Genomic DNA, 14,470 nt, shown 5'->3' with positions numbered 1-14,470 from the left:
AGAGGTCACCATGGAAACGAAACCAACACTTGATCCTGATATCTATACCAATCTAAAGGCATTGCGATTGTTGAAATACAAGGCGCATGGCTTTGACTTTCTACCTAATCAGCCAATCAACAGTGCGTTAACGGGTCGTCATGTTTCGAAGCTACGTGGGCGTGGGTTGAACTTTGAAGAGATGCGTCACTACCAGATTGGTGACGATATTCGCACTATGGATTGGAAAGTGACCAATAGAACGGGCAAGCCACACGTCAAAATATTCTCTGAAGAGCGCGAGCGTAACGTTTATGTCATGGTCGATCAGCGCACTAGCATGTTCTTTGGCAGTACAGGTCGAATGAAATCTGTAGTTGCTGCAGAAATCGCAGCTTTGATTGCTTGGAAAGTCATAGACAGTACCGATCGTGTGGGTGCCATTGTTTATAACGACAGTACTGCTCTGCCTATTTCACCGCAGCGCAGCGCTAATCACGTACTCAAAATACTCAATGAGATTGCGAGTAAGAATCAGCAGCTCAAAGCGGGAAAGGCGCAAGACACACAATCCAATTCGTTCGCTAAATTGTTTCATCAGGCGCAGAGGTTGGTTAAGCATGATGGGTTAGTGATCTTGATTACCGATGGCTACGGCTATAACGAGCGTAGCGAAGAACAAATCAAGGCTTTGTGTCAGCACAACGATGTGGTGTTGTGTCATGTTACCGACCCACTAGAGCATGATTTAGCCACGCTGAATAAGATGGTACTCAGCGATGGGCAATTGCAATTATCCGTATCAGGCCAAGAAGCACAGTTACGCGATGCATTTGCCAAAGACGTGGTTCAAGCCATAGATAATTTCACGGCAGTGGCGAAAAAATATCGAATCCCTGTATTGCCATTCAACACCGTCGATCCAACCGATGTTCAGCTTAGAAAAGCACTCGGCGCGAGTTAAATAACTGAGAATGCAGACTATGACGACTAACACTGGGCTTGAGCCTTTACAGCCAGAGAACGTGAATCCATTGATGGCCTCTTTGTCTGAGCCTTCTTTGCCAGAAAGTATCTCGTGGCTACCGAATGCACCAGGCTGGTACTGGCTGCTCTTGTTGCTGTTTTGCTTCGCTTTATATCGTGTCTATTTAGTTATTCAAAAGTACCTAGCAAACACATACCGACGCGCTGCCTTGGTAGAACTCGAGCAACTCTCTTTAGAGGCTCAATCCGGTGACATTTCATCATTTCAAAAGCTACCACAACTGCTACGAAGAACCGCATTGTACGCCTTTCCTCGTGCAGAGGTCGCCCCTTTAACTGGTACAGATTGGGAAAAATGGTTAGACGACCATTGCACTAATCGCCAATTTTCAACCGAGTTCTCTACATTAGAACTTTCAGGCGTACTTGCTCAACTCGCCTACTCTTCAGCAGCGACATTAACGGAAGAAAAACGAAACGCCATCATGGAGAACGTTGCACTTTGGATAAAGCATCACGAGGTGTCACATGATTGAATTTGAATACCCGATAGCGTTTGCACTGCTCTGTTTACCTTTTGCCGTGTATTGGTTATTGCCCGTTTACAAAGAGTCAAAAAGCGCGATTCAAGTGCCCTTTTTTGATCGCCTGATTGCCGTCTCTTCACAGGAGCCCTCTGAAACCGCAGTCAAGATGAGCCGTCGTAAAGTGCAATGGCTATTGGTCATTATCAGCTATCTCGCTTTAGTCGTTGCGATTGCTAAACCGATGTGGGTGGGCGAACCAATTGAACAAAAGAAATCTGCTCGTGAAATTATGGTCGCACTTGATCTGTCAGGTTCGATGTCAGAAGAGGATTTTTCCGATAAACAAGGCAACAAACACGACCGTTTAACCATTGCAAAGCAGGTGTTGCGCGAGTTCGCAGCCCAGCGAGAACATGACCGCTTGGGGTTAATCTTGTTTGCCGACTCTGCGTATGTTCAAGCGCCATTTACTGAAGATATTGACGTGTGGCAATCGCTGCTCGAAGACGTTGAGCTTGGCTACGCCGGGTTTCAAACCGCTTTTGGCGATGCAATTGGCTTATCAATTGCCGTATTCGAACAAGAACAGAGCCGCCAAAGAGTGATGATTCTGCTAACCGATGGTGATGACACAAGCTCGAAAATGCCTCCTGTCAAAGCCGCCGAAATCGCCGCCAAATATGGTGTGAAGATTTACACCATTGCAATTGGTGACCCGAGTACCAAAGGTCGCTACAAAATGGATCTTCCAACATTGGAGAAGGTATCCGCAGCAACTGGCGGGCAGATGTTTCATGCTATGGACCGAAAGCAACTCGAACAAGCTTACGCAACGATCGACGAACTAGAACAGCAAGAGTTCGAGCTTTTATCTCACCGTCCTAAACACAGCTTGCACCACTATGCATTTGGCGTGTGTCTGGTGAGCAACCTACTCGCTGCCTTAATCGTGTTTGGTGCAAATCTGCGTCGTAAAAAAGAAATAAAGCGCGTTATTCGCCGTAGAGAGGAGCTAACCAATGACTGATTTCAATACATGGTTTGGTGGCGATATCACCCAGTTTCATTTCATGCGCCCATTATGGTTGTTAGCACTGATCCCGTTCGTGTTGTTTTATCGCGCACTCGTTCAACAAGACGATTTGGTCGCGCAGTGGCAACCTGTGATGTCTAAAAACATGGTGGAACATCTGTCTCTCAACCAAAATCGAGCGCGTATGGTTTCTCCTAATCGATTGTTTTTGGTGTTTTCGGTTCTAGCCACGCTCATTATGGCGGGTCCAACGTGGCAGCAGCAACCTTCACCATTTTTTGAAGACAATTCCGAGCTGGTCATCGCCTTGGATGTCTCTGATTCAATGAATAAAACCGACATTCAGCCGTCACGATTAGAGCGCGCTAAACAGAAGATCAATCAGCTCGTTGAGATGCGCGGCGATGCAAAAACCGGATTGGTTATATACGGTGGCAGTGCCCATGTCGCTATGCCTGTCACCAAAGACAAAGAGTTAACGCGATACTTCCTCGATGTATTGGATGGAAGCTTGTTACCAGATAATGAGAGCAAACCGGCTTCGGTGTTAAAGCCAACGCTCGAGCTAATCTCACAAGCAAAAGCACCATCAACGGTTTTGATACTGACGGACAAGACCAATGACCAAGCGATAGAAGAATTCACTAAAGCTTTTGAACAACAGCAACACCAAGTGATCGTTTGGGCGATGGGTGAAAACCCACAAAGTGGCGGAAATGGCACAGCAGGTTTAACAGAAACTCAACTCACTTCACTGTCACAACTCGCGCAAGCAGGTCATGGAAACATGGTTTCATTCACCCACGACGCTAGCGATGTAGACGCGGTTTATCAAGGCATTCAAAACAACCTGTTTGCGGTCAGCGATAGCGCCCTACCTTGGTTAGACGCGGGCTATTGGTTGCTATTCTTGTTGCTGCCGATTCAATTGATGTGGTTTAGAAAAGGGTGGACGCTACAGTGGTAAATAATAAACAGGTAGCGAATCCAAAGGTAATCAATCAAAAGATTGATAATCTGACGAAGCCAACCTCTTCGACTCCGAACCAATCCATTCTCTTAGCTTGGTTATCCAAACTTAAGCCAATGCACTTTTTGCTTGTGCTTATTGCAGGAAATCTGATTTGGGGAATTTCCGATAAGCACTCATTTTTTGATTTTTGGCTATCTAGCGATCAACACGCTTATGTCGAGTTCAAACAAGGCAACTACGCGCAAAGTGCCGCTCTGTTCGATGATCCAACATGGAAAGCCTACAGTCGTTATCTGTCAGGTGATTTCCTTGGCGCGATTGATCAATTAAGCCCACAAGTAAGTAAACAAGGTGGCAAATCGTTAGCGTTGACTGATTTCGCCAAGTTAATTGTCGCAAACAGCTACGCTCATACAGCCCAATTTGATAAAGCCACGGCGCTTTACAACGAACTGTTAAACAACGAAAAGTATTTAGAACAAGCGACCAACAACCTCGCCGTTGTGGAAGCTGCGATAGAGAAGATCAAGAACACACCACCGACAAAACAAGATTCAGAAAAAGTCATTGATGATAGGAAATTGGTCGACGAAGAACCAAAAGAAGGGAGTCAGAAGGAGCTCGTGATCTCTGACCAAGTTTGGCTAAAACAGGTCAGACAAAATCCATCTAAGTTTCTAAGACAAAAATTTCAGCAGGAATACAGCAATGAACAAAACTAAATCGAAAATCCGAGCATTCGCCCTTATGAAGTGTTGGTTTACTGCCTTATCCGCGATGATGCTTTTAATTTCAATGCCTGCCAGTGCGACTAACCTAGACCAGCTTGTCGGTGAAGGTGAGTTGAAGCTGAATGTTGAAATTAAAGCTCGAGATGTCGTAGTGAAACAGCAAGTCGCACTCTACGTTGAAGTATTGAGTACCCGCCCCTTTAAAGAAGAGTTGGCATTACCTTACTTAGATATACCCAACACGGTAGTAAAGAAAGATGAGCAGAAAGTCGCGCGTTCAGCACGCACAATTGAAGGCACTAAGTGGTTTACCCAAAAAGCACGCTACTACTTATACCCAATGCAAGCTGGCGAGTTTACTGTTCCTGAATTGAGCATCCCTGTTAGTGTAGAGCTTACCAGCGAAACAGTTGTTGAGGGCGTGATTCAATCGCAACCCATTAACTTTACATCCAAAATGCCCGTGAGCAACATTGATATAGACGCGTTGATTGTTAGCCCAAATGCTGAGCTTTCAATATCAACCGATCGTCCGTTAACCGACGAATTCGAAGTTGGCCACGCTGTCACTGCAACGTATACATTGAGCGTGGCAAACTCACACATGATGTTGCTGCCTGAGATCAACATCCCAGACATATCTGGCGTTGAGTTGTATCGCAAACCAGCAGTCAAAGAAAACGTATTTAATCGCCTGAATAAGAGCAATACCGCGACACTCAAACAACAGGTAACGTTAATTCTTCAAGAACAAGGGAAAGTCGTCTTACCAAAACAGACCATGACGTGGTGGAACACAAAGACCAATCAGCTGGAATCGTTAACTGTAGAGCAGCAAACGCTTCAAGTCGGTGACGTAAAGTTATTAGACTCGTTAAGTAACACTCTAGGCTCGAGCGATCGGGCTCAGACCTTATCGAATTGGTTGAGTCAATATTGGCATTACTTGGTCATTGCGGGAGTATTCCTTGCTGCGATTGCTCGCCTGATCGGAAATCACTCCATTGATTCAAAATGTTATTTTGTCGCACGCCAACAGTTGAATACCAAAAAGCTGAGTATTCAATTTTGTCGACACGTTGAAGAAAAGCAGTACAGCAAAGCGGTGCAAACTGTCTACGAGATTACAGGGCGAAAAACCTTGTCGAAAGGTACGCTTGAACTGCCTCTAGATTCTGAATCAAACAACATTTGGAAGAAGTTATTGAAGCTTGGCTACGCAAAAACTACTGAAGGCTCAGTTTCAACCTCCCTCTCAGTTTCACTAACAGAAGCCAAAACACTGTTAAAAGCCATCAATGACTCGCCCAAAACCCGAAGAACACCGTTTAGGTTTAATTGGAATCTGAACTAAGCGGTCAACTTAACTTTGGCTGCGGTGTTAGCAAAGACGTGGCTCAACTATCACAAACAACGTCTTCAATCACGGACACGACTAAGTTCTTGAACCATTGATGTGCTGGGCTGGTAACGGTTCTTTTATGCTCAATCAAAAACAGTTCGAACATTAACTCGGGTACATTATCTAGAGAGAATATCGGCACTATCTTGTCACCTATTCCCTCTAGTTCCGTCAATTTGTGGGTCGCAACCAAAATTGTATTCGAACTCTGCATCACCTCCACCAACGTAAGAAGCTGTCCACTCTTGAAAGCAATGTCTCTTTGCATTCCATTCTTAGCTAAATAAGAGTCTACCGGGTGCTGCAGCCCATAATTGGAACGAATATCGAGCGTGAGATCGACAAAACGAGATTCGATGCACTGATCAAGCGTGACATTTTTCGCTTTCGCTAAAGGGTGATGTTCAGAAACATAAAATACCGGATAGATCTGCCCAAGACTCACGTATGGAAATTCGATTGGATTGCTCGGGGCTTCGATGTGAATGGTAAAATCCACATCTCGTGACAGCAGTTGGCTAGTAGGCGTTTTTGCAATCGGATATTCGATAAGACTGGCGTTTGGCGCATCGTGCATGAAGCGTTCAGCAAGGGGCACAGAAAGCATCCGACTCATTAATGGCGGTACAGAGACAACAAAGGTTTGAACACATTCAGCAGGATCAAACGCAGATTTCGTTACTAGGCTTCGCATCGCCAATAGCAACTCTTCTAAAGGTGCTTGCAGTTCTAACGCTTTTTGCGTGGGCACTAAACCATTCGACTCTCGATAAAACAGTGGGTCATCAAACAACTCTCGCAAACGACTTAAGGTACGACTCATCGCAGGCTGAGACAGATACAAGGTATTGGCAGCTCGCGTTACGTTCCTCTCTTTGATTAAAACACTTAACGACACCAATAAGTTTAGGTCCAACCGAGAAAGCTGTTGTTCGATAGTCATCATAAGACATGCATCCGAGTAATATCACTCTTTAAATAATTGCACCATTGTGACTAACAAACAAGTAGTGATGATAACTGGCCAAACGTTTCGTTCAATAATGCGAGCTATTCAGTCGATGCGCCCTACTTTACTGTCATTTTTAATACCCGTTATTCGTCAATCTTGAGCAAGGATGTGACCCATTTTTGTAGTGGGTCTTCGTTATATCTCGGGTGCCAAGCAGCCACCACATCAAAGCTTTCTGGGGAGTGCTCCATTGGGATCGTCACCAAATTGAACCCTTCAATAGCTCTGGATGGCAAGAACGCAATAGAATCTGTGGTGTTTAAATACATGGGTACAATGGAGAAACACGGTGCGGAGACCACGACATTGCGCTTTAACCCAAACTGACTGAACCATTCATCAATCGATCCTTTGAAGTTTGGACGCGATGGTGATGCAATAATGGTGGGATAAGTCGCCACTTCCTCTAATGAAGGTGTGGTTTGTGCTATTGAAGCATGAGGTGATGCAACACACACATGATGCTCTTCAAACAACTTAATGACTTTGTAGCTATCAGGAATATAGTCCGGAAACGCGATAGCTAAATTGACCTTCCCGCTTTCCATTAGCTCATGCAAATTATCAATTTCAAAATCACGCACAATCAGCTTTAAGTTCGGTGCTTGTTCCCTTAACTGCGCGATTAAACTCGGCAAAATGATCTGCTGTGCGTAGTCTGTTGCCGCAATAACGAATGTCCCTTTGGCTTTTTGTGGTACGAAGTTTGTTTTAGATAACAACAAATTGAAGTCGATCAGCAGACGATCGACACCGACAGATAACTCTTGTGCAAAGGTGGTCGGAACAAAGCCGTTGGTTTTTCTCACAAACAACCTATCGTCAAACACTTCTCGCAGTTTCTTCAAATGCTCACTGACAGCTTGCTGAGTCATCCCCAATTGATTCGCAGCTTTGGACGCGTTCTCTTCACGGATTAAAGCTTGGAAAACTCTAAGCTGCTTAATGTCTAATCGGTCTAGTTTGCTCACACGCACTCGCTTCGGTGTAGTTGGATTCCATGTCAGTGTAACACTCAACAAGAAAAACCAGTAACACTCACAATTAGACTTTGTTTCTACTTGTTTAGAGGTTTGGTTAAAGTTCTTCCATCGAAACGAAACATATACAGATCGGAGAACAACATGAAAACAATCATTCTAATTGGCGCACGTGGCAAGATGGGTCAAGCAGCATTAATGGGACTAGGCAACCATAACGTTATCACTGCGGGTCGCTCTGGCGATGTCGACCACATCGTTGATATCACTGACCCGCAATCAATTGAGGCACTTTACAAAAAAGTCGGACACTTTGATGCAGTTGTTAACACCGTTGGCTTGTGTGAATACAACACCTTTGCGGATATGACTGAAGATCAATGGATGACCACGGTAATGAGCAAAATGATGGGACAAATCAACCTTGTTCGCATCGGCCAAAAGTACATTGCTGATGGCGGTTCATTTACTCTAATTAGCGGTATCTTGAATGTTAAACCTATTCCTTTTGCGATTGCTGATGCTACCACTAGCGGCGCAATTGATACCTTCGTTAAGACTGTCGCTTATGAAATGCCAAGAAACACACGTATCAATGTCATTAACCCGACCGTTCTTGCTGAAGCGTGGGATGTTTACGGTGAAATGATGCCAGGTTTTGAACCTGTACCAAGCAAACTTGTTGGCAAAGCGTTTGAGCGCTCGGTCGATGGCTTTCTTACTGGTGAAGTGATTTTCGTAGACGCGTAATGCACGAACATTAGCTACTTTCCTGCAACTAAAAAGGCGGACCCATCGGTTCGCCTTTCTGTTTAAATAATCGTATTTATCGATTTATCGCCAAATATGAGCCAGCTGCAATCATTATTCCACCAGCACTTTGGTTTAACCTTTTATGTGCACGTGGCGTTTTCAGCAAACTTGCCATTCTGCCCGCGCCTACAGCGATAAGCATTAAACCGGACATCAGAGCAACAGATGCTAGCGCAGAAACCAAGACGATATCTTGTGAACGCAGAACCGTCAGATCAATGAAAGTGGGCAAGAACGAAATATAAAATAGAATCACTTTAGGGTTTGATGCTGAAATCAAAAAGCCTTGCGCGAAACTCGCAAGTTCGGATTTCTGACTCTGTTTGGCGGCAAGTTCCGCAGAGCCTTGCACTTCAGGTAGGCTCTTAAACATCTTGTAGCCCAAGTAAATCAAATAGGCTGCACCAACGTAGCGAATCACCTCAAACGCAATCGACCAATTCTCGGCAATCGTTGCTAGACCAAAACAGGCAAGCGCAAGATAAATAAGATCACTGCATATCATACCTAATGAAAGCGTGACGCACTTTCGCCATCCTTGAACCATAGCACGAGCTAAAATGGCAAATACGCCAGGCCCCGGAGTAATACCAAATATAAACATGGCAATAAAGAATGTAATCGCACTTTCTAATGACATTGGACTGTCCTTTTCTATAACCCAACATAATTGATCATGAACGTATCATGCTGTCTTGAGTCGAGTAAAGAAAACGATCAATGCCAGTGAAATAAAACGGAAACTGGTTTTAAACTGGATTCAATGTCGCCCACTTTGGAACAGCAAGTTGTTTACTAATCGACAGGTGGCGTATGTAAATCACAAGGGCAATAGAAACAATCGCACTCACATCGGTATATTGTGGAAGCAACGCCAGTGTAGTCGCATGTAATGTACAGCCTAATGCAACAGGGATTGCGTAAAGCTCTTTTGATAACAGTAGCGTCGGACGTTGAATCAAAACGTCCCTTATAACCCCTCCTCCCACGGCCGTAATAATACCCAACATGATTGGACCTAGCGGTAGCCCGAAACCTAAGCTCCATGCTTTTTCAGTCCCTTGAATCGCAAACATGGCGATAGCAATCGCATCGACATAAAGGTTGATCGTATGAAACCAACGCTTCTTCAAAAACGAAACACAGATAAAGCCGATTAAGCTACTCACAACCGCAATCCAGACATAATACAGTTCCTCTGACCAAAACACGGTCACATCGAGCAATACATCACGTGTGCTGCCTCCCCCTACTGCTGTGATTACACCCAATACCACCACCGTGAAAATATCCGTCTTTTTTTCACTCGCTGCCAATACCGCAGAGAACGCGAAAGCAGCAGTACCAAGGACAGAGATAGTATTTATGAGTTCCGTGGTTGTTACGAACATTTGATGACCCTTTAGATGCTAATTTGGTGATAAAAAAACAGACGTGAAACCGAAGTTGTCGCGTCTGCTTCTATGAACGTTTGTTTAGGTAGCTTTATTTGGTAACGCTATTACGCACCGCTTTACCCGGGTAAACATTTGGCAGCACTTTAGAGTCTCCTACGACTACTGTTCCGTTAACCACAACATATGGGATACCTGTTGATGGCAAACCTGGTTCTTTAAGTGTCGAGTTGTCCGTTACCGTTTCTGGATCAAACATCGTGATGTCAGCATCAGCGCCCACTTGAATACGACCCTTTTGGCTCATTTGGTTAATACCATTGTCTTGCAAGAACTTAGCTGGCATGTAAGACATTTTAGAAACCGCAGACATCAATGGCATCAGGTTGTCTTCACGAACCATTTTCAATACTCTAGCTTGAGTACCAGCGGCTCTTGGGTGTCCTTGTAGACCTTCATAAGACGTATTCCAGCTGTAAGCCATCATTCCATCCTCTTTCATCAGTGGGAAAGCATCACTACCAACGATTGTTGACTCATGAGCGAGCGCGTTTTTAAGGTCTTGATCCGTTGCACCGTAGAACATAACACTCGCTTGAGGGTTCTCTTTTAGCAATTGCTCGTATCGCTCTTTAGTTAGAGGTTTCATTGTTTCTGTTTCAATAATATCTGAGTAATCTCGTGCCATATTGCGCTGGTAGTTTTCTGGCTCTAGGTAGTCCGCCGCTGCAATGGTTGCACCATAGTTATATGGGTAGATCTCTGCTGCGACGTTCATGCCTTTTGCTTTTGCATCGTCCAGCATCTTAAGTGCGACAGGTGTTTCATTGAGAGTTTGCTGGTGCATGTGCTGAACCAACAAACCACCACCATAAATACCCACTCCAGATAGCATCTCTTCAATACCAATTAAGCCCGATGTTGGTGGAAGTTGGCTTGAGAATCGGCCGTGCAAAAACGTTGGAACACCGTATTCACCCGCAAGTCTCTGCCACTCTTTAGTTTCGATGGTCGTTGCCGCTTTAGACATATAACCCACTGGAACACCGATACCTAAACCGCCATCTTTGAGCTCTTTATCGACCATTTCAGAAATCGTTTCTATTTGCTCTCTTGATGCAATCTTAGTCATTGAATCACCAGAGATCTTCGATGCTTTTGCCTCTTCGGTATCAAAAATATCGTTAATCATTGTACCCGTGCGTGTGTGGTAATCGTCGTTAAAGACTTTGGTACGAATACCCGCAGATGACACGCTCGCACCAAAGTTCGTTTGTGAACGGCCTTCCAATCGTTGATACCAATCACTCACTGGATAAGCGCCAACTTCTAGAGCCAATGGCGTTGTAACACCACTACGTAGTTGTAGCTTTTGCATGACTGGAATCGCAACAACGTGTGAGTGAGTATCAATAAAACCAGGTGCAACAACCAGCCCTTCAGCATCAATCATTTTATCGCCCTCGATAGCATCTCGAGTGATAGCGACGATCTTTCCATCTTCAACTGCGACATTGGCAACTTGGTCATAGCCCGTTTCAGGGTCCATAACTCGACCATTCATGATAACGAGATCATAAGCGAAGACACTTGGTGACATTGCCACCAGCATTGCTAGGGCCGTACGTTTGATTTGAGTAGCTTTGATTTGCTTGTTCATAATGTTGACTCCAAAGGTAAATAAGTAAATTAAGTCAGCGTTGTCCGCCTCTTTGATTCGCATTATTAATGAACTTTGTCAGTCTGATAAATCACATAGGACGGACTCAACACATCCAAATCTCATCAAGTAGAGTAAGCTATTGATATTGTTAAGAACCCACATCTAAACACGGCTTACTTTGATGATAGTATTTTTGAAATTATTTAATTTTCTTAAATTCGTGTGAAAGTTAGCGGGTTAAGCGACTCAATTAGTCACGCCACAAACGAAAAAAGGCAGCGCTATTAGCGCTGCCTTTCCGGTTATACATCAAAAGTTAGAAATAGAATTTGTAGTTAGCCCAAACAACCGTATCGTCGATATCAATAGAGCGAGTTTGGGATTGCATATAACCTGTGGTGTTATCGACTCTTAGCTGCCCCCATCGAGTTTTATCGTTAGAGAAAGGCGTCGCAATCATTAATGTTGATTTAAGCATCGACGTTTCAATATCACCGTTTAAGTAATTGTACTCTGGCCATGCGCCGATGTAGGTACCATCTTCACCCAACTGATACATCATATAGAAAGCGGCTGATCCGCCTATCGCTTCTTTCTTGTCAGCATCAAACGACAACACTGACGCATCAGAATATTCACCGGCCAATACGCCTAAGCGCGGGAATAACTGCAGTCCTTTCACCCCGCTATCAATCGCTGCAACTCCGCCCAATGACGCAGAAGTAAACATCGAGTTATCAATAACGTCGAGCGATAGCGCAGCTCTTGGAACAATTTTGTTCTCTGTTGAAAAAACATGGAAATACTGAACTCGACTGTCAGAATATTTCCCCTGTTGAGTCATCGTTCCTTCGACGGTAAGCATGCCTGTCTGCCCATTATCAAAATGAAAGTCTCCAGATATTGAGCCCTTTACATCGCCTTGGTTACTCATACCAAAATACGCTGATGTACTCGTTTCCGTTAAGTCTGAAGGGTTCGGCTCAGACTCTGCAGCAAATAGAGGCGCTGCTAATAAAGGCGCTGTCGCTGCAACTGAAAGAATAGATAGTGAAAGTGTTTTGCGGTTAATCATCATATATACCTGTGTAAGTTAAGTTATCACCCTCCTATGAATGAGCGAACTGTTCGCCCTCGTTTCCGTACACCGATATTATTGAATGGAACTGATCTATCTAAAACTCCACTTGGACGGATGTAACACGTCCAAATAATGAATTCAGTTGCTCTGTTGATATCTCCTAACCCCCTCGATAAACAACCACAATAAGGACGAGTTTGATCCATCATTGACGATTCGTTTGATGATCCATACCACTTTAATATCGCCTGCATCCCCAACAGCAAAGATATTAAAGAGGCAACATGAAAAAGCTAACAACAACCCTTGGACTATCAGTCGCACTTTTTAGCGCGTTCTCCGTTCACGCAGACACCCAGGAAATAGAGTGGATTTATCTTGTACCAGCACAAGAACAAGCCATGATCAGAAAAGCGACACAGCCTTTCCTCGCCGAACATTCTTGGGATATGCCAGAACAAAATAAGTTAGGCTCAGTAAGAAAAGAACTTGATGGGCAACGTGTTAAGATTCCGGGATTCATCATTCCTCTTGAAGGTGATGATGAGATCGCTACTGAGTTTTTGTTGGTTCCTTATTACGGTGCCTGCATACACGTACCGCCACCACCGACCAATCAAATCATCTATGTAAACTCTCCTAAAGATGTGAGCGCACAAGGGTTATGGGATACGGTGTATTTGACGGGAACCCTGAGAACGAAAGATACCTCGACAGACGTTGCCGATACGGGTTATCAAATGATTGATATCGAAATCGCACCCTATCAATAACAAACTCCTGTACCGCTGCGCTCCAACCTCCCCCCAAATACCTATTCTGCCCAACTACGACGCACATCATAGTTGGGCATATGAATTACCTAACCCTACGAATATCTGATACGTTATACTTAATGGACTAACAATTGAGTACAACGTATGAATTTTAGTATTGAACAGTTACTCGCCTTTGTGACCGTTTACGAAGAGCGTTCATTCAGCAAGGCTGCTGCCCGATTAAACAAACACCGTACAACCACTGGCCAAGTCATCAATAACCTTGAAGACGTGCTAGCTGTTGAGCTATTTGAGCGCATAGGTCGCACAGTAGAACCGACTGAAGATGGTAAGCTTCTTTATCACTACGCTAAGTCTGCGATAGAGCAATCTCGTATCTTCGATAATATCGCGCTAAGCCTCTCTTACGGTGGACTGGAAAGCATCAATTTTGCCTATCCAAGTATGACTCCACATCGCCTGCTCTCTTCCATACGAGCCCAACTCGACCAAGACTTTCCAAACATGAAGGTTAACTTTCTGGTGAGAACAAAGAGCCAGATTGAACAAGGCTTAGCAAGTGGTGATATTCACTTTGGCTTGGTGATGATCGACAAAGGCAAAGGTATGTACAGTAAGGACTCGACCTTTATTGGCCATATCGAGTTTTTGCCGTTTGTGAAAAAAGGAGGCAAACTCTCCCAGCTTTCGCCAACAGAAGCATTAACCGCTTTACGCAGCACACGTCAGTTCGTTTTGAGTGCGTTTAAAGATGAAGGTCTCAAAGAGAAGCTCTTAGTATCAGCGATACATGAAGAGGTTGATCAGCTTGCCTTGGTTATAAAGTTGGTTCAAGACGAGCTCGGTTGGGCGTGGTTACCTAAGGTGTTGTCAGAGTCACCCTATGTAACAGAAAGCTTGGAAACACTGGAGTTAGACCAACTGAAGATGGGAATGAAATTCTCGTTTGCGCTATGGAATCCACATTCAAAACAGATCATGGAAGTGAAAAAGTCGATCATGACAGCGACAGATGCCTACGTTGAACGCTTTATTGCACTGCAGAACCCATTGAATTAAAAGCGCTAAAGTAAGCATGGCATTGATGCATACTTGCTTATGATACAAACAAAAAAG

The 14,470-nt window shown here is 44.3% G+C and carries 15 protein-coding genes; 9 read left to right on the top strand and 6 right to left on the bottom strand.

Translation table 11 applies throughout. The features are described 5' to 3' along the window. The first annotated feature begins 10 nt into the window (after positions 1-10). The 6 genes from OCV20_RS18675 to OCV20_RS18650 are packed head-to-tail and all read left to right on the top strand — an operon-like array spanning position 11 to position 5,584. Entirely contained in the window at positions 11-943 is a 933-nt protein-coding gene (locus OCV20_RS18675) for a DUF58 domain-containing protein (protein ID WP_050654399.1), read from the top strand. A gap of 19 nt (positions 944-962) precedes the next feature. Continuing rightward, on the top strand, positions 963-1,502 hold the full coding sequence (locus OCV20_RS18670; RefSeq protein ID WP_050633279.1) for a DUF4381 domain-containing protein: 540 nt from the start codon (positions 963-965) through the stop codon (positions 1,500-1,502). Beyond that, entirely contained in the window at positions 1,495-2,520 is a 1,026-nt protein-coding gene (locus OCV20_RS18665) for a vWA domain-containing protein (RefSeq protein WP_086773889.1), read from the top strand. The genes OCV20_RS18670 and OCV20_RS18665 overlap by 8 nt, the downstream gene beginning before the upstream one ends. Then, positions 2,513-3,493, top strand: coding sequence for a VWA domain-containing protein (locus OCV20_RS18660; protein ID WP_086773890.1), 981 nt, complete (start codon positions 2,513-2,515; stop codon positions 3,491-3,493). The genes OCV20_RS18665 and OCV20_RS18660 overlap by 8 nt, the downstream gene beginning before the upstream one ends. Continuing rightward, the gene (locus OCV20_RS18655; protein WP_086773921.1) at positions 3,487-4,221 is read left to right on the top strand and encodes a hypothetical protein; all 735 of its coding nucleotides are present in this window, start codon (positions 3,487-3,489) and stop codon (positions 4,219-4,221) included. Before OCV20_RS18660 ends, OCV20_RS18655 begins: the two co-directional genes overlap by 7 nt. Continuing rightward, positions 4,208-5,584, top strand: coding sequence for a BatD family protein (locus OCV20_RS18650; RefSeq protein WP_086773891.1), 1,377 nt, complete (start codon positions 4,208-4,210; stop codon positions 5,582-5,584). The genes OCV20_RS18655 and OCV20_RS18650 overlap by 14 nt, the downstream gene beginning before the upstream one ends. A 43-nt stretch (positions 5,585-5,627) precedes the next feature. Here OCV20_RS18650 and OCV20_RS18645 read toward each other — a convergent pair whose 3' ends face one another. Then, the gene (locus OCV20_RS18645; protein ID WP_086773892.1) at positions 5,628-6,578 is read right to left on the bottom strand and encodes a LysR family transcriptional regulator; all 951 of its coding nucleotides are present in this window, start codon (positions 6,576-6,578) and stop codon (positions 5,628-5,630) included. A 149-nt stretch (positions 6,579-6,727) separates the two neighbouring features. Continuing rightward, positions 6,728-7,615 (bottom strand): LysR family transcriptional regulator, encoded by an 888-nt coding sequence (locus tag OCV20_RS18640; protein ID WP_086773922.1) that lies wholly within the window; start codon positions 7,613-7,615, stop codon positions 6,728-6,730. Between the two features lie 153 nt (positions 7,616-7,768). On the opposite strand from OCV20_RS18640, the gene OCV20_RS18635 reads away from it, so the two are divergent. Further along, positions 7,769-8,374, top strand: coding sequence for a short chain dehydrogenase (locus OCV20_RS18635; RefSeq protein ID WP_048608466.1), 606 nt, complete (start codon positions 7,769-7,771; stop codon positions 8,372-8,374). A gap of 76 nt (positions 8,375-8,450) precedes the next feature. Here the strand turns inward: OCV20_RS18635 and OCV20_RS18630 are convergent, their stop codons facing one another. From OCV20_RS18630 to OCV20_RS18615, 4 genes are all read right to left on the bottom strand, one after another. Further along, entirely contained in the window at positions 8,451-9,077 is a 627-nt protein-coding gene (locus OCV20_RS18630; protein WP_050633273.1) for a LysE family translocator, read from the bottom strand. 109 nt (positions 9,078-9,186) lie between these two features. Then, positions 9,187-9,828, bottom strand: coding sequence for a trimeric intracellular cation channel family protein (locus OCV20_RS18625; RefSeq protein ID WP_050648634.1), 642 nt, complete (start codon positions 9,826-9,828; stop codon positions 9,187-9,189). A 94-nt stretch (positions 9,829-9,922) separates the two neighbouring features. Further along, positions 9,923-11,491 (bottom strand): amidohydrolase family protein, encoded by a 1,569-nt coding sequence (locus tag OCV20_RS18620; RefSeq protein ID WP_157896340.1) that lies wholly within the window; start codon positions 11,489-11,491, stop codon positions 9,923-9,925. A 319-nt stretch (positions 11,492-11,810) separates the two neighbouring features. Continuing rightward, entirely contained in the window at positions 11,811-12,569 is a 759-nt protein-coding gene (locus tag OCV20_RS18615) for a hypothetical protein (RefSeq protein WP_261881482.1), read from the bottom strand. Between the two features lie 290 nt (positions 12,570-12,859). On the opposite strand from OCV20_RS18615, the gene OCV20_RS18610 reads away from it, so the two are divergent. Both OCV20_RS18610 and OCV20_RS18605 read left to right on the top strand, forming a co-directional pair. Then, a complete protein-coding gene (locus OCV20_RS18610) occupies positions 12,860-13,348 on the top strand; it encodes a DUF3299 domain-containing protein (RefSeq protein WP_086773894.1) in 489 nt (162 codons plus the stop codon). A gap of 147 nt (positions 13,349-13,495) precedes the next feature. Beyond that, positions 13,496-14,413 carry a LysR family transcriptional regulator gene (locus OCV20_RS18605; protein ID WP_048612554.1) on the top strand — a complete coding sequence of 306 codons (918 nt, stop codon included), beginning with the start codon at positions 13,496-13,498 and terminating at the stop codon, positions 14,411-14,413. Positions 14,414-14,470: the final 57 nt, after the last annotated feature.

Source organism: Vibrio coralliirubri (assembly GCF_024347375.1).
GTDB classification, from domain to species: domain Bacteria; phylum Pseudomonadota; class Gammaproteobacteria; order Enterobacterales; family Vibrionaceae; genus Vibrio; species Vibrio coralliirubri.
Note: the sequence above shows the minus strand (reverse complement) of the source record. Positions and strands in the feature narration are given on the sequence as shown.

Bases quoted from the DNA above. Each gene is read 5' to 3' on its own strand.
- OCV20_RS18675 (WP_050654399.1), top strand. From the start codon at position 11: ATGGAAACGAAACCAACACTTGATCCTGATATCTATACCAATCTAAAG.
- OCV20_RS18670 (WP_050633279.1), top strand. From the start codon at position 963: ATGACGACTAACACTGGGCTTGAGCCTTTACAGCCAGAGAACGTGAAT.
- OCV20_RS18665 (WP_086773889.1), top strand. From the start codon at position 1,495: ATGATTGAATTTGAATACCCGATAGCGTTTGCACTGCTCTGTTTACCT.
- OCV20_RS18660 (WP_086773890.1), top strand. From the start codon at position 2,513: ATGACTGATTTCAATACATGGTTTGGTGGCGATATCACCCAGTTTCAT.
- OCV20_RS18650 (WP_086773891.1), top strand. From the start codon at position 4,208: ATGAACAAAACTAAATCGAAAATCCGAGCATTCGCCCTTATGAAGTGT.
- OCV20_RS18645 (WP_086773892.1), bottom strand. From the start codon at position 6,578: ATGATGACTATCGAACAACAGCTTTCTCGGTTGGACCTAAACTTATTG.
- OCV20_RS18635 (WP_048608466.1), top strand. From the start codon at position 7,769: ATGAAAACAATCATTCTAATTGGCGCACGTGGCAAGATGGGTCAAGCA.
- OCV20_RS18630 (WP_050633273.1), bottom strand. From the start codon at position 9,077: ATGTCATTAGAAAGTGCGATTACATTCTTTATTGCCATGTTTATATTT.
- OCV20_RS18625 (WP_050648634.1), bottom strand. From the start codon at position 9,828: ATGTTCGTAACAACCACGGAACTCATAAATACTATCTCTGTCCTTGGT.
- OCV20_RS18620 (WP_157896340.1), bottom strand. From the start codon at position 11,491: ATGAACAAGCAAATCAAAGCTACTCAAATCAAACGTACGGCCCTAGCA.
- OCV20_RS18615 (WP_261881482.1), bottom strand. From the start codon at position 12,569: ATGATTAACCGCAAAACACTTTCACTATCTATTCTTTCAGTTGCAGCG.
- OCV20_RS18610 (WP_086773894.1), top strand. From the start codon at position 12,860: ATGAAAAAGCTAACAACAACCCTTGGACTATCAGTCGCACTTTTTAGC.
- OCV20_RS18605 (WP_048612554.1), top strand. From the start codon at position 13,496: ATGAATTTTAGTATTGAACAGTTACTCGCCTTTGTGACCGTTTACGAA.